Raw genomic sequence first — 19,871 nt, 5'->3', positions numbered from 1 at the left:
ACGGTACGGAGCTCGCATGATCATCGCTGTTTATCCCGGCACTTTCGACCCGCTGACCAGGGGCCACGAGGACCTGGTTCGCCGTGCAGCCACGCTTTTCGACAAAGTCGTGGTGGGGATCGCCACTAGCCGCAATAAGAAACCCTTCTTCAGCATCGACGAACGCGTGGACATCGCGCGCGAAGTGCTGGGCCACTATCCCAACGTGGAAGTGCAAAGCTTTGGCGGCCTGCTCAAGGACTTCGTGCGCGAACAGAACGGCCGCGTCATCGTGCGCGGGCTGCGCGCCGTGTCCGACTTCGAATACGAATTCCAGATGGCCGGCATGAACCGCCACCTGCTGCCCGACGTCGAGACGCTGTTCATGACGCCGTCCGACCAGTACCAGTTCATCTCGGGCACCATCGTCCGCGAAATCGCCCAGTTGGGCGGCGACGTCAGCAAGTTCGTGTTCCCTTCCGTGGAGCGCTGGCTCCAGGAAAAGGCCAAGGAACGCCGCGAACAGTCCTGGCCGGGCTGAAACCCCGTTTGCAACATCCCCGAAAGAGCGCGCAGGCGCTCTTTTCGCGCTTTCCGGGCCTTGGCCGCCCGGCGCTACAATGGCCGGGCCAATCGCCTTTCCGCAGCCCATCATGGCCCTGACCATCACCGAAGAATGCATCAATTGCGACGTTTGCGAGCCCCAGTGCCCGAACGACGCGATCTCCATGGGCGAGGACTACTACGTCATCGACCCCGACCGGTGCACGGAATGCGTCGGCCATCACGACGAGCCCCAATGCAAGGTGGTCTGTCCCGTGGAATGCATTGAACTGCATCCGCAATGGAACGAAGGCCAGGAGCAGCTCATGGCCAAATACCGCCGCCTCACCGGTGCCGCATGAGCGACGCGGCGCCGCCCAGCATCAACCTTTCCCCCTCCCCGCACCACGCCCGCCGCGACATCTCCGCGTCCGCGGTCGCTGCCGGGCTGGTCGCCGTCCTGGTCAGCTTTGGCGGCACCGCGGTGCTGATGGTGCAGGCCGGCCACGCCGCCGGCCTCGATGCCGCGCGCATTGGCTCCTGGATCGGCTCGCTGAGCCTGGTGCTGGGCCTGGGCGGCGCGTTCTACAGCCTGCGCACGGGCCTGCCCGTGGTCATGGCGTGGTCCACGCCCGGTGCGGCGCTGCTGGTCACCGCGCTGGCGGGCGTCCCCTTCAATGAAGCTATCGGCGCCTTCGTGCTGGCGGCCGGCCTGACGCTGGCCTGCGGGCTGTTCGGCTGGATCGATCCCATCCTGCGCCGCATTCCCGGCGAAGTCGCCGCCGCCATGCTGGCCGGCGTGCTGCTCAATTTCGGCATGGGCATCTTCAGCAACATCAACAAGCAGCCTGCGCTGGTGCTGGCCATGTGCGCCGCCTACCTGATGTGCCGCCGCTGGGCGCCGCGCTACGCCGTGCTGGTGGTGATGGCCGTGGCGGTCGCCATGGCGGCCGGGATGGGCCTGATGCAGGTCGACCAGCTGGATTGGCGACTGACCGAATTCGTCTGGACCACGCCCGCCTTCAGCGCGCAGGCGGCGGTCAGCCTGGGCATTCCGCTTTTTGTCGTCGCCATGGCCTCGCAGAACCTGCCCGGCCTGGCCATCCTGCAGGCCGCGGGCTACCGTCCGCCCGCGTCGCGCCTGGTCGCGGCCACCGGCCTGCTGGGTCTGATGGCCGCCCCCTTTGGCGCACACAGCGTGACCATGGGCGCGATCAGCGCGGCGATCTGCACCGGTCCCGAAGCACATCCCGATCCGGGCAAGCGCTACATCGCCGCCGCCACCTACGGCGTCAGCTACGTCGCGCTCAGCATCGTCGCGGGCGCGGTTGCCGTCTTCTTCCAGGCGCTGCCCGCCGCCCTGCTCGCGGCGCTGGCCGGACTGGCGCTGCTGGGCACCATCATGGGCGGCATGGCCGCGGCCATGGCCAACCCGCAACGGCGCGAAGCCGCGCTCATCACGCTGTTGGCGACGGCGTCGGGATTCAGTTTCTGGGGAATTGGATCGGCCTTCTGGGGCCTTGCGGCGGGCCTGCTGGCTCACACCGCTTTCGAATACAAGCGCGCCCGCGCCGGCGTTTGAAAACCGCTAGTGCCCGCGTTCAGGCGGGCCAGGCGGACACGGGCGTGTCCGGGTGCACCTTCATGATGCGGCAAGGCACCTGCACGAAGTTCGAGATCCAGGCCGCGGCCAGCTCGCCTTCGTCGACGACGTCGATGGTTTGATCACCCACCAACATGCTGTAACGCACGCTGTCGTCGTCTTCGATCACGTCAAGCGGGATGTCCATGCGCAGCATGCCCGGCGCCTTCAACACCAGGTAGCCCAGTCGCAATTCCACCGTCACCTCGGCCAGCCGGGGGCATAGCTCGCGGTTCAACCACTGCCCCGAATCATTGGCCACCAGCCACTGGCGGTGGTAGCCGGCCGCTTGTGCCTGCGTCGTCACGCCGCATTCGGCGATCGGTTGGAATTGATCCGTGCTCATTTGCCCAGCAGTCCTTTCAAGGCCTTGTCCACCGCGGCGCCGCTCTTGCCCTTGCCGGAGACCGCTTCCTTGAGCTTGTTCTCCAGGCTGCGCTTCAGGATGCCGCCGATGGCGTCCTTCCAGAGCAGCGTGTACGAAGGATTGTCGAACGGGCCCTTGAAGTGGACGGGAATGGTCACGTCCTTCAGGTCAATCAGTTCCTTGCCGTCGGGATTGGCCGCCGGGTTGATGACCCGCGCACGCGCCACCAGATCCAGCTCGCTCTTGACGAAGTCGATGCTGGCCGGCTCGCCCTGCGTGACGCGCAGCAGCGGCGACACGAAGTTCAAGCGCTTCACCGTGGCAATGCCCTTGGCGATGGCAAAGTCCGCGTCCAGTTCCGAGAACTGCGTCTGCCTGGCCGTGTCGGCGGCCACCGTTTCGTTCTGCGCATCCGGCGAGAAGCGGGCCTTCAGGTCGCGCAGCGTCTGCGTCAGATCGATGCCCTTGACCGCGCCATCACGCAGCTTCAATTGCAACGTGCCGCCCAGGCCGCTCTTCATCGCGTAGACATTGGCGCCGCCGGTCTTCAGGTCCAGCGTCAGATTGCCCGTGCCGCTCAGCACGTTGCGCTTGGCCAGGTCCACCAGCAGGGGTTCGATCGCGATGCCGGCCAGCGTCATCTTGGTGGCGATCTGATTGCCCTGCGCCGCGTCCACCGACAACGCACCCGCCAGCTTGCCGCCGTAGAGGCCTGCCGCGAGGTCGGAGATGTCGAGCTTGCCCTTGTCCAGCTTGACCGCGGCCGAGACTTCATCGGCCTTCAGGCCGCGGACCACCAGCTTGCCCACCTTCAACGTGCCGTTGACGCTGGGGCCGACCAGCGCCGACAGGTTGATCGAGTCGTCGACGGGTGCGGCGGGCGCCGGGGCCGGCGCGGGCTTGCTGTCGTCCTTCTTGCCGTCCGCGGGCGGCTTGGGCGGCGCGGCCACCACGGGCGGGACCAGCTTGTCCAAGTCCAGCGTATCCACGGCCAGCGCGAACTTCATCTGCGGCGTGTCCGACAGCTTCGTGATGTCGGCGCTGAGGTCAAACTTGCCGCCTTCGAGCACGGCGTTGATCTTGCTGGTGGCCTGATCCTTGAGCAGGTCGACCGTCAGGCTGCCGATCACCGGAATCTGCAGGCTGCCCTTGGGCAGGCCGGGATCGGTGATGTTCACATCGCCACGCAGCGCCGACATGGCGCCGCTGCGCATCAGGAGGTTCAGGCTCAGCGGCGAGGCAAAGTTCAGCTTCACCACGCGTTCGCCCTTCTTGGACGTGCTGTCCAGCTTGGCTTCCTTGATATCCAGTTCGCCGGCGTTGCCGCTGATGCCGTTCAGGCCGAAGCTGGCGTCCAAGCCGCTGATCCGCACCCGGCCCGTCAGGGCCTCGCCGGTCGCCGAGGCGGGCGAGATATTGAGCGCCGGCGCATCGACGGCCAGTTCGAACGGACCATCGGCCACGCCGCCCTTGGCGCGCACGGCCAGTTTTTCAATCTGGAGTTGGCTCTTGTGCGGATCGATCGCCAGCTTGGGGATCGCCACGCTGGCTTCCACATTGGTCGCCTTGGCCGAGGGTTCGGTGACGTCGCCCTGGAACAGGAGTTCCAGGCCAGCCACGTCCAGCGCGGACTTCTGGCCGTTGAACGCCAGGTTGCCCCGCATCACCAGGCTCTTGGCCTCGGCGCCCGGCAGCTTGCCGTCCATGCGCAGGTCCAGCCGCTGCGCGGCATAGCGCTTGGCGGAAGGGTCGAGCGTCAGCAGCGCCTGGCCGGTCAGGTTGGCATCCACGCGCGGATAGCCGCCTTCGACGCGCGCGGTCATGCGCACATCGAACGGCTGGTTGAACGTGACGCGGCCGGTGTTGGCGTTGATACGGGTCACCGCCACCGCCATGCCCGTTATCGCGTCCTGCATCTGCACTTCGCCGTCCTTCAGGTCCAGGCCGGCGATGTCGATCTGCATGTTGTTGCGCGACGGCGGCAGGTTGCCGCTGGTGATCGCCTGCGCGGCGGTCTGGGCCGCGCCCACCAGGGCCTCGGCCGGATTGCTGGGCGCGTCGGTGACCGGCTGCGTGCCGCCCACCAGATTGCTGAAATTGAACTGGCCCTGCTTGTCCCGCACCACGCGCGCTTTCAGCCCGCTGATGGCCACGTGGTCCACGACAAAGCTGTTGGACAGCAGCGGCCACACGGCCACGGCAAGCCGCGTGCTCTCGATGGAGGCAAAAGTGTCCGTGCTATTGGGTTCGGACAGGGACACGCCCTGCACGTACAGGCCGATCCGCGGAAAGAGCGATAGCTCGATCTCGCCGTCGATCGTCAACGTGCGTTGATAGCGTTCCTGGACAAGCTCTTCCAGCTTGTACTTGTACGCGTTGGGGTCGAATGTCAGCAAGAAGATGGCCAGGCCGACGACGGCCACGACAACCAACACTACCAGGCCTATCAAAATGCGCTTGAACCACGTTTTCATTGCTGCCCCGTCGGTACCTCGACTGGAAATCCTTGATACCGCCCACCGCGCAGCGCGCGGGGAAGGTGCGTTGCCGGCGGAAGACCGCTGGCCTATTGAACTGTCTGCATTCCAGGGCTTGCCTGTCAGGGTTGCCTATCAGGCTCGCCCTGCCGGACTTGCCATTCAGAGGCTTGCCTTTCAGGGCGTGTCCTCGCTCCTGCCGAGCCTGCGGCATGGGCGCCAAATCAAGGTGCTACCGAGGAAGGCCTGCTGAAGACGCCGGTAACCCAGCGTGCAGATAACCGCTATCGTAACAAATCAGGCCGATCAGCGGGATCGGCCAAGCTGACGGCTTCCTGACCGCTGGATTGTAGAGCTAGAATAATTGATCTATCAATTATTGATGCATCCAACAATGTCCGCCCCCGCCTCCCCGCCTCAACACTCGCCTGGCCAGATCCTGCCCTTCCGGCAAACCCTGCTGGCCATGCTGGGCATGTGCTTCGTGATGATGCTGGTCGCCATCGACCAGACCGTGGTGGGCACCGCGCTACCGACCATTGTGGCGGAGCTCCGGGGCTTTGAGCTGTATGCCTGGGTCGCCACGTCCTACCTGCTGACCTCGGTCATCACCGTGCCCATCTTCGGCCGGCTGGGCGATTACTACGGTCGCAAACCATTTGTCGTGGCCGCCATCGTGCTGTTCACCCTGGCCTCGGTCCTGTGCGGCGCCGCCGACACGATGCTCGAACTGGTGCTGGCGCGGGCGCTGCAAGGCATCGGCGGCGGCATGCTGGTCGGCACCGCCTTCGCCTGTATTCCCGATCTCTTCCCCGATCCCCACGTCCGGCTACGGTGGCAGGTCATGCTCAGCGCCGCCTTCGGCATCGCCAACGCGGTCGGCCCCACGCTCGGCGGCGCGCTCACGGAACACTACGGCTGGCGCTCCGTCTTCTACGTCAACCTGCCCATCGGCATCCTGGGTCTGTGGTTCGTCGCCCGCTATCTGCCGCACCTGCGCAATCAGAGCCCAGGCAAAGTCCGGCTGGATTGGCAGGGCGCGCTGCTGATTGCCCTGGCGCTGGGGACCATGCAACTGCTGGTGGAACTCCTGCCCAAGGACGGCTTCACGCCCTCCCTCGTGCTGCTGGGCGCCGGCAGCATCGCCGCCTTCGCCGCCCTGATCTGGTGGGAACGCCGCTGTCCGCACCCTCTCCTGCCCCTGGACATGTTCCGCAACCGCGGCCTGGCCATGCTCTTCACGCTGGCCCTGCTGGTCGGCGTGACGATGTATTCCCTGCTCTTCTACGCGCCCCTGCTCCTGCAGGGCGGCTTCGGGCTGTCGCCCCAGCAGGCGGGCCTGCTCATCACGCCCATGGTCGTCTTCATCACCGTCGGCAGCATCGTCAACGGGCGCATCATCACGCGCATCCGCAACCCCAACCGCATGCTGTACGCCGGCTTCATCCTCATGGCGCTCTCCTGCCTGGGCATCGTCACGACCCACAACTACACCTCACACCTGCTGATCGGCGCCTACATGACGATGGCCGGCCTGGGCATGGGCTTCATCATGCCCAACCTCACCGTCTTCGCCCAGCAGACGGCCGGCCGCAGCCACCTGGGCATCGCCACCGCCCTGCTGCAATCCCTGCGCATGATCGGCGGCATGCTTGGCACCGCGGTCGTCGGCACCATGGTCAGCCACAGCTACTTCAACGGCGTCGAATCCACCCTGCGCGGCGCCTCCGCCCAGTGGCTGCCCAAGCTCAACGACCCGCAGATGCTGGTCGACCCGGCGGCCCAGACCGAGTTCCTGGCACAATTGGCCCATCAAGGCCAGGACGGAACGTCGCTCATCGAGATCGCGCGTATCGCGCTGGTGGGCGCCATCCACGAAGGGCAGCTCATCGCCCTCGCCGTCGCCATCTTCGCACTGTGGTGCGTGCGGCGCGTGCCCCTGGTGCAACTGGTCCGGCCATCCAAACCGGAGCCCGCCGGCGTCGGAGAGTAGCTTTTGCCCAAACAACAACAAGGCCTGCAAGTCATCCAGCACATGGGCCAGACGTATCGCGTGATGCAGAGCGCCTTCAGCAGCAAGGTTGGCCATGCGCTGCCGCGGTGGCGGATTCTGCTGGCGCTGCATGAGAACGGGCAGTGCTCGCAGAAGCATCTGGCCGAGCGTTGCCGGCTGGATCCGGCGTCGTTGACGCGGCAGTTGCAGGCGATGCAGAAGCTGGGGTGGATTTCCCGGGCGGTGGATGCGGACGACAACCGGCTGACGAATGCCACCCTGACGGCGGCTGGACAGGCGGTGGTGAATGAGGCGTTGCCTAAGCGGGCTCAGTTTTTTGAGGAGTCGCTGAAAGGGTTGTCTGCGACGGATGTGGATACGCTGAATCGGGTGTTGAGCGTGTTGGAGGAGAATTTTGTGCGGGCGGCGGGGGAAAGGAACTCCTGACGGACGGCCACCGCGCGGGCAGCACAATCGCCGTAAACGCCTTCCATTGGTTCTCAGGTCTTGACGATAGCTTGGTGTGTATCGCTGGCTCGCGGGCACTTCAGAGCAAAGCGTGCGCCGAACCATATTGAAATCAAAGCCAACGGAAGCTGAATCACGTGCACGATTGCGACCGTGGCCAGGGGGTGGTTCTCCTGAAAATCGGCGAGTGCCGGGAAATATCCCGCGTCAAAAACCGCCACGATGAATGGCTCCCAGCCGATCTCCATCGCGGCAATACGCAGCAGTTGAATTGCCGCAACCGTGGCGACTCCAAAAACGAGTATTCGTCCGGGCCGGGAGTTCGGCACGTCGCGCGGGGCGACACAGCGCGCGATGATGAAGGTGGGCAACGCGGTCCAGAACAAGACAGACAAGGTGCCGTACACAGGCTGCCAATAAAACCCGTAGGCTCGAATGAAGCGCGATGGAGTAAAGCCAGGAGCGCCAGATTCCACCAGAAGCGATACCACGGCGACCACTCCCGTGAACATGCCGATTGCGCGAAACCGTCGTGCAGCATCGCCCGTACCGCGCACTTCCTCTCTTTTGAAAACAACTGCACAGAAAAAAAATGCAGCCCCGATCATCAACACCAGGACTACCGGGGACAACGCGCGAACAATGGCTGCAACCGTCTGTGCCCGGTCCCATGCATCTTCATAATCACCACTCCCCCAGGCGTACACCACATAGCCGATGAAATCCCTTAAGTACCCATAAAGTGCCGACCCCGCAAACGCGCATAAAAACGCGAAAGCCCCCATGAACCACAGCACGAATGCGCGTTCGCTCTCGTACCCCAAAATGCTTCGCCGCTCGAGACGTGATTGTGCGCACACGAAGGCGGCGATCCCCGCCAACAGAAGATAGGCGAAGAGCTGCGGGCCATCCCTAAGGAACCCGTCCGACGAATGCGAGCCCACACCTCTCGGAATGGGATAACCCAGCCGGATGGCGGCCGCAAGGACGGCGACAGATGACAGGGCGATGTACCAAGGAAATCTTTGACTGGAACGGGGCGGCATGCAAATCCTGTGCGGCGCTTGAAAAGGAACTCAACGGCGCTGCCGTTTGCTCGCATCTTGCCTGCCCTACTGTGACCAGTACATACGAAGAATCTGATTTTTGCCCGGACCTGACTCGTACTTTTGAGAATGTTTTGATTCCGACCCCCCTGCACCCTGGGCATCATGCTGCGCGGGGTTGCAAAGGATGGATACTGCGCTTCAGGCTCAAGCCTCGAAGGCCGCGCAGACTCACTTCCTTTTAGTGAAGCCCCGGCGTGCTCTCCAAACAAGAAGGAGGTGATTGATGTGGACGCTATTGGCGCTGGGTGGCGCGGGCTTGCTGCTGGCGGTGATGTATCTTGGCGCAAGGACACAGCGTGCCACGAATCCCGATCGCACCGCGCAGTTGACCGGCAAGGCGATGACGCCGCTCGAGATCCTCGCTGGTTCCAAAGAACCCACCACCGGCCAGGTAATGATAAGTTTGCTATCGCATGACGTCCTGGTCGTTCTGTTGCCGCCAGTGGGCTTCAGCCCGAAATCGTCAATGCGCGTGTTCCAGGACGACGAGGGTCCATTCGTGTTGGTCACCCCAAACACCAATGTCTTGGCCTCCCTGCAGCCCGCCAATTGGATGGAACAGCCCGGCGTTACCGCGCAACGCAACCCCGACGTTGATGGGATGCTCAAGTATGTGGGCCGGATGCCGGGAGAGCAGTTATTGCTTGAATGCCCGCCCGATCTGGCAATCAGGCTGCTGCTCCGCACCGCAGACATAAATGTCATACGGGAACTCAACATTGATGCCGTCACCATAGCCGAAGTGCAGGCCTTGAAGCGTGACATGTCTAGCGCAAGCCACGGATCGCCGTAGACGTGGCTTGCGGCTCAAGCGCCTGCGCTATCGAACATGACGCCATGTCACGTCCTGCCCGTTGATCTGCGGGAAAGGATGGTTGTAGGCAAAGGTCTGTTGACCTACGGGCAGTTCCAGGCATTCCCAAATGCCGGGCCACGGGCAGGGCTCGCCAGAGCGCTTCTTCCAACCCGGTGCATCGAGCCACGCCTGGTGGTCGGACTTGGCTTGGAGCTCCTGGAAGCGTCGTTCCGCTTCGTCCTTAGGCACGCTGAGGCTATGCCCTCGATGCGTAGAGACGATCTCGCCGTTTTCCCCGTTGCGCACGATGGAAACGAAGAAGCGTTCCCCGTCTAGCAATGCATAGAATTCGTAGTAGTCGAACGCGACTCCTGGAGGAGCGAATCCGGGACGAAAGCCACTATTTATATAGACGACTTGCGAGCGAGGGTCGTAGTCGGAACCCGGGCCCAAGATATCTACAGATTTGGGAACCGGCGGACTAAAACTAGCTCCGACTGGGTCCGTTAGTGCCATATATATCCTCAATCGTAGTGAACGAACCCCATCATCCATGAAGGCTTGTGGGACCGTGCGCATCATCACAATCTGCGAATACTTCATCCCGGGAAATAACTGATGATCGTCATTGAGAACACGCTGATACTTGCCGTCTGAGAACCAAGGGCTTGCATCAAAGAGGGGCTCGTCGAAAGACGCCCGCATAAGTATCTTCTCGTCCATGCCTTGCCCTCCACTCCACGTCCGCACGACCCCAACTGAAACGACCACCGCCGCAAACAAGAAGAGCCATCTGCGACGGCACGATTTTTTTGAGAACTTCATTCAGGATCCGTCGGACTGAACTTGATCAATCCCATAGGTAATCCTTCAGGAGTTTTTCCTGAGCTGACCGGCCGAACAGCACCATATTTATCGAGGGGAACATTGAATTTTTGCTTGTATAGCTCCCGTAACTCCATCTGACGTGCCAGCTTCTCGTCCTCGTTCGAATATGGTTTAACTGGCGGCTCGGGTGGAGGTTCATCACCTACAGACATGGCGCGAGCATTGTCCGTCGCATTGAGACGATGACGATAGTCATCGAGCCGACCGAGATATCGTTCTTGTTCGCGCTTGTACTGATCCATCCTGCGTTGCGTCTCGAGTGCCGCCTTTCGGTCCGAACTGGTGCCAAAGGTGTTTTCATAGGACGTTCGGCGCGGAAATGCGTCGACCCGAATGTCAGCCGCATCCGCCAACACTTGCGCCAGACTCTCGCGGTAGCCGGGATCTTCGCCTGGATCGAGTCTGTCGCCTATGTCATGCCCAAGACCCGTCCGGCATGCATAAGAGCTGATCCTCGCTTTCTCATCAAACGCCAATTCATTCATCATCCGCGCCTGAGCAAGTCCGAATCGAAGTTCAGCCTGAGTCTTGCTGCCTGTTTGGTAGCCGAACTCCACGCTGTGAACAACACCATGCGCATAGAAGTCCATCTGTTTGATGCGGCGCTTCTTCGTCAGCCTCGCGTTGGCAAAATCAACCAAATCGGATACCGAAGTCAGCTCGCGATAGCTGGCGCCATACATACCTGTCACGATGGACCTGACTTCGTCCAGAAGCGCTCTGGAGTACTGCTCCGTAAAGATGAGGAACACCCTCTGGATGGAGTAATCGGCAGTGCCAGCCGGGTACTGTTGCAATTGCCTGATCCCGTGATTGATGAACCAGACTTTATCGCCTGCTTGCCCATTCCAAACATTGCTCGCGATATCGCGAGCATTCCAGGAATCGAAAATCTGCGGCACGGAGCATCCCACGACCGTTACGTAGTCGACGTCAGCAATAGCTTCGACTTCCGTGGTGGGGTTTTCTGGGCCGGTACGGCTTTGTTTCTGCTCGTCCATTCCTGGCTCCTCAAGCGTCGATGCTCTGCTGGCGCAGGTGGCGCGAAGCGGTGCGCCCCCAGCGCAAGACGACAGCGCCTGGCTGGCCGGTGTAGATACGCGCCGTGAGTCCTTGAGAATCGGTACGACCAACGAAGCGCTGTCCCTCCGCTGTCTCTGCGCAGTACAAGACGTCCGCCAGAGCTGCGCCGGTTCTGGAATGCTTGATAAGGAATTGCTCGCTATGATCGGCCACCGGGTTGTTGACGGCACGAGCCAGCAAGTCCAGCAGGTTGCCGCGGCCACCCGGCATTTGTTGAATGGGCCCTTTTACTTTGATCGCAATGCCGTCGAGGGTGATGCCTGAATCGTCGATGGTGATATTGCCTCCCGGCCCCTCGATTACAGCGCGGTCTCCCGTCTGCAAGTGGTAGTGCATGGTCCTGCGCTCAATGCGCTGGCCTGTCTCCAGACGATGCGTGCCATGCACCATATTCTCGGAGTGACCACCGATATCCGCGCGCAGGTTGGCGGTGATGGTGTCATGACGGTTGTTGCCCACCGTCTCCGCATGATTCATCCCAGTATGAATCGTGCGATGCCGCTCGATGGTGATCTCCTCATCCTGCCCTACGCGTTCGCGGCGATCTCGCCCTATGGCAAGGCGTTGATCGTTCCCGATTACGACACTTTCGTCGTGTCCGACCTGCTCGGTGCGGTTATGCCCAACGAAGGTGGTCTCGTTGTGATTGACGTGGATGTTCTGGTCTTTCTGCGCGTGAACGTAGATTTCCTCCTGGTCCTTCTCGTCTTCGAAACGCAGCTCGTTGGACCCTTCGCCCTTGTGGGTTTTGCTCTTGATGGTCATCCGCGTCTTGTGGCGCGGCAGCTCATAGGGAGGTAGTTGCAGGCGGTTATAAGCCCGGCCAATTACGATCGGCTGATCCATATCGCCGTCCAGGAAATTGACGATGACCTCCTGACCGATACGCGGGATGGCCATGTGCCCCCAAGTGGCGCCGGCGATGTTTTGCGTCACCCGGATCCAGCAGGAACTGAATTCGTCGTGTTTTCCCAGGCGGTCCCAGGGGAACTGGATCTTCACCCGGCCATATTCATCGGTATAGATTTCTTCGTTGGGCGGGCCGACCACGACGGCGTTCTGCGGACCATCCATGTGGGGCTTGGGCAGGGGTTCGGCGCGCCACTCGGCATCGTCCGGCACCAGTTCGGCCTCATAGCGGTAAAGGGTGCCAGACGAGGCGTTGGCACTTTCCTCGGCCTGGCTGGTGTGTTGCCTGCCTCGATGGACGATGCTGACTGGGCGCCAGCCGCGGTTAAGGTCTTCACGGGGATGTCCGGCAAGCGTGAAGGAGATTCCAGGCTGCAGGCGAGGATCGTCACCCTCGGCCAAAGCGACGCGCGCATCGCGCCGAAGCCCCCGCAAGCGGTTGTCGGCGAAGGGCCTGCCGGCCTCGTCGAACTTGGCGCGAGCGGGATAATCGTACCGTTCATAGCGGCGGCCCTGGTGGTCCAGATCCCGCCCATCGCGGCTGTGCTGATGAGCGTAGCGCGGATGGAGAAAGGTGTAGTCCCGCTGGGTCTGGCGCGCGGTGCGCACGTTCTCGGTGTACTCAAAACGGCGTAGCGCCGGCTGCGGCTGGTCGCCTCCGGGGATGGGGTTGTACTGCACCGGTTCGTCACCCAAGCTGCCGTGAATGAACAGGCGGTCGCTGTGGACCAACTGGTGCCCCTCGGCACTGTGGCGGAAGGAATAGAAAAAGCCTTCCTCGCGCATGATGCGCTCGATGAAGTGGTAGTCCGTGTCGCCGGCCTGCACGCAGTACTCGCGGGCCTGATGTTCGGTGGTGTTGCGCAGTTCGTAGTCGTGTGCAATGCCGTGGTCCTTAAGAACCACTTCGGCGATTTGCGGCACGGTGAGGGACTGGAAGATGCGCCAATCGGAACACAGCTTCAAGCGCGCCAGCCTTGGTTCGACGACAGCGGAGTATCGCGTGCGGCGAAAGCCGGTTTCGCGCTGGACGAAAGAGGAAATGGCGCCGTGGACGTAGCGGACCGGAATGTCGCCGTGCCACAGGGTGAGCCGGGCAGAGAGGTCGAGCACTTGGCCGAAGTCGACTGCGGAATTGGCGCAGGCCAACTCGACCGCCAGAAGGAAGGTTTCGGAAAGGGCTTCGCGAAACTCAAACTCGACGACCTCGAAAACGTCCTGTGCCTCGCTGCCGACGAGGTCGAACGTGAAGCGCAGATCGGATTGAGTGGGCATGGCGAGCTTCCAGTTCTGACAGCCTGGACTGGACTGTCCTCGGCGCAACGTGGCGAGCCCCTTTTTTAAAAGCCTCTCTATGCCTGGTAAATAATAAAAATCTTGTTCTAGCCGAGAGACCCATCTCAATCCGCCACGAGGCATCCGACCGGATGGCCTTAGCTACCTCTGAACGGAGAATTGCCAAATTCAAGGTCGTGAAACAGCAAATTTGACGCGGGCGACACCTGCCGCCCATGCAAAGAAAAAACCCTCGGCCATCAGGCTCGAGGGTTTTTGTTTGACGCGCTGGCCGGCAGGGCCGGGCTTCAGCGGTATGCCGATTGCTTCTGCATCAGACGTTGAACAAGAAATTCATCACATCGCCATCCTGCACGATGTACTCCTTGCCTTCCGCGCGCATCCTCCCGGCTTCCTTTGCGCCCTGCTCGCCCTTGTACGTGATGTAGTCCTCGTACGAGATGGTCTGCGCGCGGATGAAGCCGCGTTCGAAGTCGGTGTGGATGACGCCGGCGGCCTGGGGGCCGGTGGCGCCGATCGGCACGGTCCAGGCGCGGACTTCCTTCACGCCGGCGGTGAAGTACGTTTGCAGGCCCAGCAGCTTGAAGGCGGCGCGGATCAGGCGGTTCAGGCCCGGTTCTTCCATGCCCATGTCCTTCAGGAAGGCTTCGCGGTCGGCGTCGTCAAGGTCGACGATTTCGGATTCGATGGCGGCGCAGATGGCCACGACGGGCGCGTTGCGGGCGGCGGCGAATTCGGTCAGGCGGTCGAGCAGCGGGTTGTTGGTGAAGCCGTCGTCGGCGACGTTGCCCACGTACATCGCGCGCTTGGCGGTGATGAAGCAGAGCTGGGCGATGTCGGCCTTTTCTTCGGCGGTCAGGTCCAGCGCGCGGATGGGCTTGGCTTCGTTGAGCTGGGCGATGCACTTTTCCAGCACGGCGACGAGGCGTTGCGCTTCCTTGTCGCCCGAGCGCGCGGTCTTCTGGTGACGTTGCAGGGCCTTTTCGGCGGTCTGCAGGTCGGCCAGGGCCAGTTCGGTTTCGATGACTTCGATGTCGGCGATCGGATCGACCTTGCCGGCGACGTGGATCACGTTGGGATCTTCGAAGCAGCGCACGACGTTGACGATGGCGTCGGTTTCGCGGATGTGCGAGAGGAACTGGTTGCCCAGGCCTTCGCCCTTGCTCGCGCCGGCGACCAGGCCCGCGATGTCGACGAATTCGACCGTGGCGGACAGGATGCGTTCGGGCTTGACGATTTCAGCCAGCTTCTGCAGGCGCGGATCCGGCACTTCGACGACGCCGACGTTGGGCTCGATGGTGCAGAACGGATAGTTCTCGGCGGCGATGCCGGCGCGGGTCAGAGCGTTGAAGAGTGTCGATTTGCCAACGTTGGGCAGGCCGACGATGCCGCATTGCAGAGCCATGGGAATCCTGTGTAAGTACGGTATTGAGCGTTAACGGCGTAGTTTACCCCGGCGGGGTGAAACGACACCCCATGGGCCGGGGGTGATGCGGCCCCGATGGCCCGAACGCTTAACCAGCCGCCGTCGGCGCGTAGCGCATGACCAGCCAGATCAACAGGATCGGCCCGGCATTGAACACCGAGTGCAGCAAAATCGCCGCCCCGATGCCGCGCCGCACGCGTATCCACCCCAGCACCAGCCCGGTCAGCCATTGCGGCAGCACCAGCAGCGGCAGCAGCCAGAACGGCGTCTTGTTGTAGACGAAGTTGGTGAGGTGAACCGCCGCAAACGTCAACGCGATCAGATGGAACACGACGCCATAGTGCTGCAGGTAATACCTGCGCCAGCTCGTGTCCCAGCCTTTCAGCGGCTCAGTTCGTGCGCGCAGCCCCCACACCGCCAGCAAAATGAACGCAGCCAACAGCAGCCCCGTCCAGAGCTTCGGCCCCCACAGCACGACCGGCACCAGTGCAGGAATCAGCCACAGCGCCTGGCGCGGCCGGCGCAGGCCGTAGCGGAACAGCATCTCTTCGACCAGCGGCGCCCACAGCACCGCGGTCAGCCACGGAATGTTGTGGGGATCCAGGCGATGCGAGACGCCGCCCAGCCCCGCCGCGGCAACGGCCACGGGCCCCAGCGCAAAAAGATTGATGACCCACAGCACGGCGGCCCAGGCCAAGAGGCGTCCCGGTCCGATGCCCGGCCACCAGTCGGCGGCCAGCCCGCTGCCGCCGGCCCGGTTCGGCAAACGCGACAGCGGATGCGGATGGCGGATAAAGCGCCAGAAGTCGGCGATCTCGCTGCGAAAACGCATCTTGCGGGTGGGCTGGTCTTGGCTCATCAGGACTCGTTGCCGCTGTGCAGCTGGCGGGTGGCGAGTGCGAAGTCGCCGGCCAGCATCGAGGGCACGACGGCGCGGCAGCGGTCGATGACGGCTTCGATTTCCTTCTGTTCCTCGCGGCGCGGCGGGTGCAGGACGAAGTCGGCGACCTGTTGCGCCAGGCCCAGCGTGCGCGGGTGGCCGATGCCGATGCGCAGGCGCCAGAAGTTCGGGCTGCCGAGCGCGGCCTGGATGTCCTTCAGGCCGTTGTGGCCGGCGTGGCCGCCGCCCTGCTTGAGCTTGACCTGACCGGGCATGAGGTCCAGTTCGTCGTGCAGCACCAGCACTTCTTCCGGCGTCAGCTTGTAGAAGCGCGCGAGCGCGCCGACCGCCTGGCCGGAACGGTTCATGTAGGTGTTGGGCTTGAGCAGCAGGACGTTGTCCGCGCCCAGGCGCGATTTGGCCACCATGCCGAAAAAGGACTTCTCGAGCGCAAAAGAAGTGCGCAGATCGTCCGCCAGATGGTCGGCCAGCCAGAAGCCGGCGTTGTGCCGGGTGGTTTCGTAGTCGGGACCTGGATTACCCAGTCCCACGATGAGGCGTATGGGAGTAGACATGATGGGGGGTGTTTAAACCAAAAAACCCTGCGCATGCAAATGCACACGCAGGGTTTCGGGCGTAAGCCGCGGGAAAGCCGCAAGGGCTTTCCGGCAGAACTTAGGCAGCCGGAGCAGCTTCTTCGGCGTCGTCGGCAGCGGCAGCGCCACCCTTGGTGACCGCAGCGGCCAGCAGGGGGTTGTCTTCACCGCCGTGGGGGACGTACGTCACGCCCATGGGCAGCTTGATGTCGGCCAGGTGGATCGAACCGCCGGCCAGGACGTCAGCCAGGTTGACTTCGATGAACTGGGGCAGAGCCGACGGCAGGCAGGTGATTTCCAGTTCGGTCGTCACGTGGCTGATGATGGCGCCGCTCAGCTTCACAGCCGGCGAGATTTCAGCGTTCACGAAGTGCAGCGGCACCTTGGTGCGCAGAGCCTGGTTGGCGTCAACGCGCTGGAAGTCCACGTGCAGGACTTGCGGCTTGTAGGCGTGCCATTGAACCGAACGCAGCAGAACTTGCTCATCCTTGGCGCCTTCGAGCTGCATTTGCAGGATCGATGCGTGGAATTCTTCCTTGCGCAGCGCGTGGTAGATCTCGTTGTGGTCGAGTTCGATGTTCAGGGGGGCAGCCGTACCACCATAGACAATGGCGGGAACGCGGCCCGCGCGGCGCAGGCGGCGGCTCGCACTCGAACCCTGGACGCTACGCGCAGTGGCAGTAAATTTCATGGATAACTCCGAAACGATAAAGGTGAAGAGACTTCACCGGTTGAATTCACGGCGCGCAAAGGGCGCGCCGTGCTTGCTTGCGCCTTGCCGCGACCAGCGAGGCGCAAAGAACTGCAAATTTGGACTGTGGCCCGATCAACGCCTACGCGTCAATCGACGAACAGCGAGCTGACCGATTCGGCGTTGGAAATACGCAGGATGGTCTCGCCCAGCAGCGCGGCGCACGACAGCTGGCGGATCTTGCCGCTGGCCTGGCCTTGCTCGGAGAGCGGAATGGTGTCGGTGACGACGAGTTCGTCGAGTTCCGACGCTTCAATGCGGTCGATGGCGCCGCCCGAGAGCACGGGGTGCGTGCAATAGGCGTAGACGGCGCCGGCGCCGCGGTCTTTCAGGGCCTGGGCCGCCTTGCACAGCGTGCCGGCGGTGTCGACCATGTCGTCCATGATGATGCAGGTGCGGCCGTCGACTTCACCGATGATGTTCATCACTTCAGACACGTTGGCGCGCGGACGGCGCTTGTCGATGATGGCCAGGTCGGCTTCGAGCTGCTTGGCCAGCGCGCGGGCGCGAACCACGCCGCCGATGTCCGGGGACACCACGACCAGGTTCGAGAAATTGCGGCGCCAGATGTCGCCCAGCAAGATCGGACCGGCGTAGATGTTGTCCACGGGAATGTCGAAGAAACCCTGGATCTGGTCGGCGTGCAGGTCCATGGTCAGGACACGGTCAACGCCAGCCACTTGCAGCATGTTGGCCACGACCTTGGCCGAGATGGCCACGCGCGCCGAACGCGGGCGGCGGTCCTGGCGGGCATAGCCAAAGTAGGGAATCGCGGCGGTGATGCGGCCGGCCGACGCGCGGCGCAGGGCATCGACCATCACCATGATTTCCATCAGGTTGTCGTTGGTGGGAGCACAGGTGGGCTGCAGGACGAAGACGTCCTTGCCGCGCACGTTCTCGTTGATCTCGACCATCACCTCGCCGTCCGAAAAACGACCGACGGTCATCTTTCCCAGGGACATGTCGAGGTGGTTGACTACGTCCACGGCCAGCCGAGTGTTGGCGGTGCCCGTGAAAATCATGAAGCTATCGTTTGCCATGATGGATGATGCGATGGTCGTTTGAGACACTAACGATTGATGCGGGTGATACCTGCGGGTGAGACCTGGTGCAGCGCGTGCAATTGCACCAGCGAATCCGGAAAATAAAAAAGCTGCTGAACCCGGGCCAGTGTCTTACAGGCGTGTTCAACAGCTTTTTTATGTATTCGGTTGGCTGGGGAGGAAGGATTCGAACCTTCGCATGCCGGAATCAAAATCCGGTGCCTTAACCAGCTTGGCGACTCCCCAACTATCTTGCAATCCAATTCCGCAACGGATGTTCAGCTAACCCAGTACATGCCTGCACTAACCGAAACCGTGGATGCGTTTGGCTGAATGTTTTATCAGCGCCGCGCATTATAGCGGTAATTTCTTGTTCTGCCAAAACGGCCTGCGATGTTTCGGAAAATTCGGCAAATAAACATGCGCCCGATCCCGACATGCGAACAGGAAGACCCCGTTCAGCAAGCCACCGCGATGCCCCAAGCACTTCAGGATAAAGACGGTAGACCACCGGCTCCAAATCATTTTTTCCGTAAAGCGCGCATCCGTTCAGGTGTTCACCGCTGGGGTGTTTCCCTTGGGATTCGCTGGGCAAAAATGTTTGCGAAGCAAGAAAGTCCGCTATTGTGATGTAAGAAGAATCCCTTGTCAAATCGGGCGCGGAAAATATTCCAACAGTAGGCACGCTGGCATCGGGTTGCGCCACCAGATAGGCGCGTTCGGGCAACGTCACAGCGGTGAGGTCTTCGCCGATTCCCTGCGCAAACGCCGACTGGCCAAAGACAAAGACGGGCACGTCCGCGCCCAGCGGCAGCGCCAGCGCCATGAGATCCTGACGCGACAATCCCGTGTTCCAAAGCTTGTTCAACGCGATCAGCACCGATGCCGCATCGCTGGAGCCGCCGCCCAGACCGCCGCCTTGCGGAATGCGCTTTTCAAGGCTGATCTGCGCGCCCTGGCGCGTGCCAGTGGCCTTCTGCAGGGCGCGCGCTGCGCGCACGGTGAGGTCCTGGTCTTCAGGCACACCCGGCAGGTCCGTGGCGCGGCTGATGACGCCGTCAGAACGCACATCGAAGTGCAGCGTGTCGCACAGGTCGATGAAGCGAAACACCGTCTGCAGCAGGTGATAGCCGTCGGCGCGGCGGCCCACGACGTGCAGAAAGAGATTCAGCTTGGCGGGAGCGGGAACGTCGTAGAGGATCACGAAAGACAACCGGTGCGGATCAATCCGTCATTCTAGCGAGACGGGCCGGCGCACCGTGAAAAACGGCGGGCCGGCCCGTGAAAGGTCGCGTGGGATTCGCGCTCGCGTCACGCGATAGGCGACATCACGCCAACTGCGGCGTCACGCTGCCGCCAAGGCGGCCAGCAGGCGCGTCAATGACCTGTCCGTCCGGCAGCTTGAACACCGAAACGGCGCCGGCCAGTTGGCGTGCCTGGTCTTCCAGGGCGCCAGCAGCGGCGGCGGCTTCTTCGACCAATGCGGCGTTCTGCTGCGTCACGCTGTCCATCTGCGAGACGGCGCGATTGACCTGATCGATGCCGGTGGCCTGCTCTTCCGATGCCGCCGAGATCTCGGCCATCAGGCTGGTCACGCGCTGCACGGATTCAACGATCTCGCGCAT

Annotated in this window: 19 protein-coding genes and 1 tRNA gene; 6 read left to right on the top strand and 14 right to left on the bottom strand. The window is 62.5% G+C overall.

The features are described from left to right. The first annotated feature begins 16 nt into the window (after positions 1–16). The 3 genes from coaD (at position 17) to RT697_RS18895 (ending at position 2,104) form a co-directional block, all read left to right on the top strand. A complete protein-coding gene (gene coaD / locus RT697_RS18905; RefSeq protein WP_056325406.1) occupies positions 17–520 on the top strand; it encodes a pantetheine-phosphate adenylyltransferase in 504 nt (167 codons plus the stop codon). A gap of 112 nt (positions 521–632) precedes the next feature. Then, positions 633–884 (top strand): YfhL family 4Fe-4S dicluster ferredoxin, encoded by a 252-nt coding sequence (locus RT697_RS18900; protein WP_006391351.1) that lies wholly within the window; start codon positions 633–635, stop codon positions 882–884. After that, the gene (locus RT697_RS18895) at positions 881–2,104 is read left to right on the top strand and encodes a benzoate/H(+) symporter BenE family transporter (protein WP_313700973.1); all 1,224 of its coding nucleotides are present in this window, start codon (positions 881–883) and stop codon (positions 2,102–2,104) included. Before RT697_RS18900 ends, RT697_RS18895 begins: the two co-directional genes overlap by 4 nt. Before the next feature lie 19 nt (positions 2,105–2,123). Here the strand turns inward: RT697_RS18895 and RT697_RS18890 are convergent, their stop codons facing one another. Both RT697_RS18890 and RT697_RS18885 read right to left on the bottom strand, forming a co-directional pair. Continuing rightward, positions 2,124–2,510: an MOSC N-terminal beta barrel domain-containing protein gene (locus RT697_RS18890; protein WP_313700971.1), complete on the bottom strand. Its 387-nt coding sequence runs from the start codon at positions 2,508–2,510 to the stop codon at positions 2,124–2,126. Then, positions 2,507–5,005, bottom strand: coding sequence for an AsmA family protein (locus RT697_RS18885; protein WP_313700969.1), 2,499 nt, complete (start codon positions 5,003–5,005; stop codon positions 2,507–2,509). Before RT697_RS18885 ends, RT697_RS18890 begins: the two co-directional genes overlap by 4 nt. 397 nt (positions 5,006–5,402) lie before the next feature. On the opposite strand from RT697_RS18885, the gene RT697_RS18880 reads away from it, so the two are divergent. Both RT697_RS18880 and RT697_RS18875 read left to right on the top strand, forming a co-directional pair. Then, entirely contained in the window at positions 5,403–7,001 is a 1,599-nt protein-coding gene (locus RT697_RS18880) for an MDR family MFS transporter (protein ID WP_313700967.1), read from the top strand. 3 nt (positions 7,002–7,004) lie between these two features. Continuing rightward, entirely contained in the window at positions 7,005–7,448 is a 444-nt protein-coding gene (locus RT697_RS18875; RefSeq protein WP_313700966.1) for a MarR family transcriptional regulator, read from the top strand. Between the two features lie 53 nt (positions 7,449–7,501). Here the strand turns inward: RT697_RS18875 and RT697_RS18870 are convergent, their stop codons facing one another. Then, positions 7,502–8,515: a hypothetical protein gene (locus tag RT697_RS18870; protein ID WP_313700964.1), complete on the bottom strand. Its 1,014-nt coding sequence runs from the start codon at positions 8,513–8,515 to the stop codon at positions 7,502–7,504. Between the two features lie 286 nt (positions 8,516–8,801). Here RT697_RS18870 and RT697_RS18865 point away from each other — a divergent pair, with 286 nt between their 5' ends. Next, positions 8,802–9,371 carry a hypothetical protein gene (locus RT697_RS18865; protein ID WP_313700963.1) on the top strand — a complete coding sequence of 190 codons (570 nt, stop codon included), beginning with the start codon at positions 8,802–8,804 and terminating at the stop codon, positions 9,369–9,371. Positions 9,372–9,398: 27 nt separating this feature from the next. On the opposite strand, the gene RT697_RS18860 is transcribed toward RT697_RS18865, so the two are convergent. The 11 genes from RT697_RS18860 to RT697_RS18810 all read right to left on the bottom strand — a co-directional run. Continuing rightward, on the bottom strand, positions 9,399–10,097 hold the full coding sequence (locus RT697_RS18860; protein WP_313700962.1) for a hypothetical protein: 699 nt from the start codon (positions 10,095–10,097) through the stop codon (positions 9,399–9,401). 98 nt (positions 10,098–10,195) lie between these two features. Next, on the bottom strand, positions 10,196–11,263 hold the full coding sequence (locus RT697_RS18855) for a hypothetical protein (protein WP_313700960.1): 1,068 nt from the start codon (positions 11,261–11,263) through the stop codon (positions 10,196–10,198). Between the two features lie 10 nt (positions 11,264–11,273). Beyond that, positions 11,274–13,529: a type VI secretion system Vgr family protein gene (locus RT697_RS18850; protein ID WP_313700958.1), complete on the bottom strand. Its 2,256-nt coding sequence runs from the start codon at positions 13,527–13,529 to the stop codon at positions 11,274–11,276. Positions 13,530–13,863: 334 nt separating this feature from the next. After that, the gene (gene ychF, locus RT697_RS18845) at positions 13,864–14,955 is read right to left on the bottom strand and encodes a redox-regulated ATPase YchF (RefSeq protein ID WP_313700957.1); all 1,092 of its coding nucleotides are present in this window, start codon (positions 14,953–14,955) and stop codon (positions 13,864–13,866) included. A 109-nt stretch (positions 14,956–15,064) separates the two neighbouring features. Further along, complete coding sequence (locus RT697_RS18840; protein ID WP_313700956.1) at positions 15,065–15,835, bottom strand: type II CAAX prenyl endopeptidase Rce1 family protein; 771 nt, start codon at positions 15,833–15,835, stop codon at positions 15,065–15,067. Next, positions 15,835–16,431 (bottom strand): aminoacyl-tRNA hydrolase, encoded by a 597-nt coding sequence (gene pth, locus RT697_RS18835; protein WP_175122544.1) that lies wholly within the window; start codon positions 16,429–16,431, stop codon positions 15,835–15,837. The genes RT697_RS18840 and pth overlap by 1 nt, the downstream gene beginning before the upstream one ends. A gap of 100 nt (positions 16,432–16,531) precedes the next feature. Further along, positions 16,532–17,143, bottom strand: a complete 612-nt coding sequence (locus RT697_RS18830) for a 50S ribosomal protein L25/general stress protein Ctc (protein WP_175122543.1) — start codon at positions 17,141–17,143, stop codon at positions 16,532–16,534. A gap of 149 nt (positions 17,144–17,292) precedes the next feature. Next, positions 17,293–18,243, bottom strand: a complete 951-nt coding sequence (locus RT697_RS18825; protein WP_006227587.1) for a ribose-phosphate pyrophosphokinase — start codon at positions 18,241–18,243, stop codon at positions 17,293–17,295. A gap of 172 nt (positions 18,244–18,415) precedes the next feature. Next, positions 18,416–18,492, bottom strand: a tRNA-Gln gene (locus RT697_RS18820). Position 18,493: 1 nt separating this feature from the next. Continuing rightward, the gene (gene ispE / locus RT697_RS18815) at positions 18,494–19,450 is read right to left on the bottom strand and encodes a 4-(cytidine 5'-diphospho)-2-C-methyl-D-erythritol kinase (protein ID WP_313700989.1); all 957 of its coding nucleotides are present in this window, start codon (positions 19,448–19,450) and stop codon (positions 18,494–18,496) included. Positions 19,451–19,574: 124 nt separating this feature from the next. Next, the coding region (locus tag RT697_RS18810) for a methyl-accepting chemotaxis protein (RefSeq protein ID WP_313700953.1) at positions 19,575–19,871 on the bottom strand (297 nt) is incomplete at its 5' end.

The organism is Achromobacter sp., from assembly GCF_032113835.1.
Classification (GTDB): Bacteria; Pseudomonadota; Gammaproteobacteria; order Burkholderiales; family Burkholderiaceae_B; genus Achromobacter.
The sequence above is the reverse complement of the archived record's forward strand: the minus strand, read 5'-3'. Positions and strand labels throughout refer to the sequence as shown.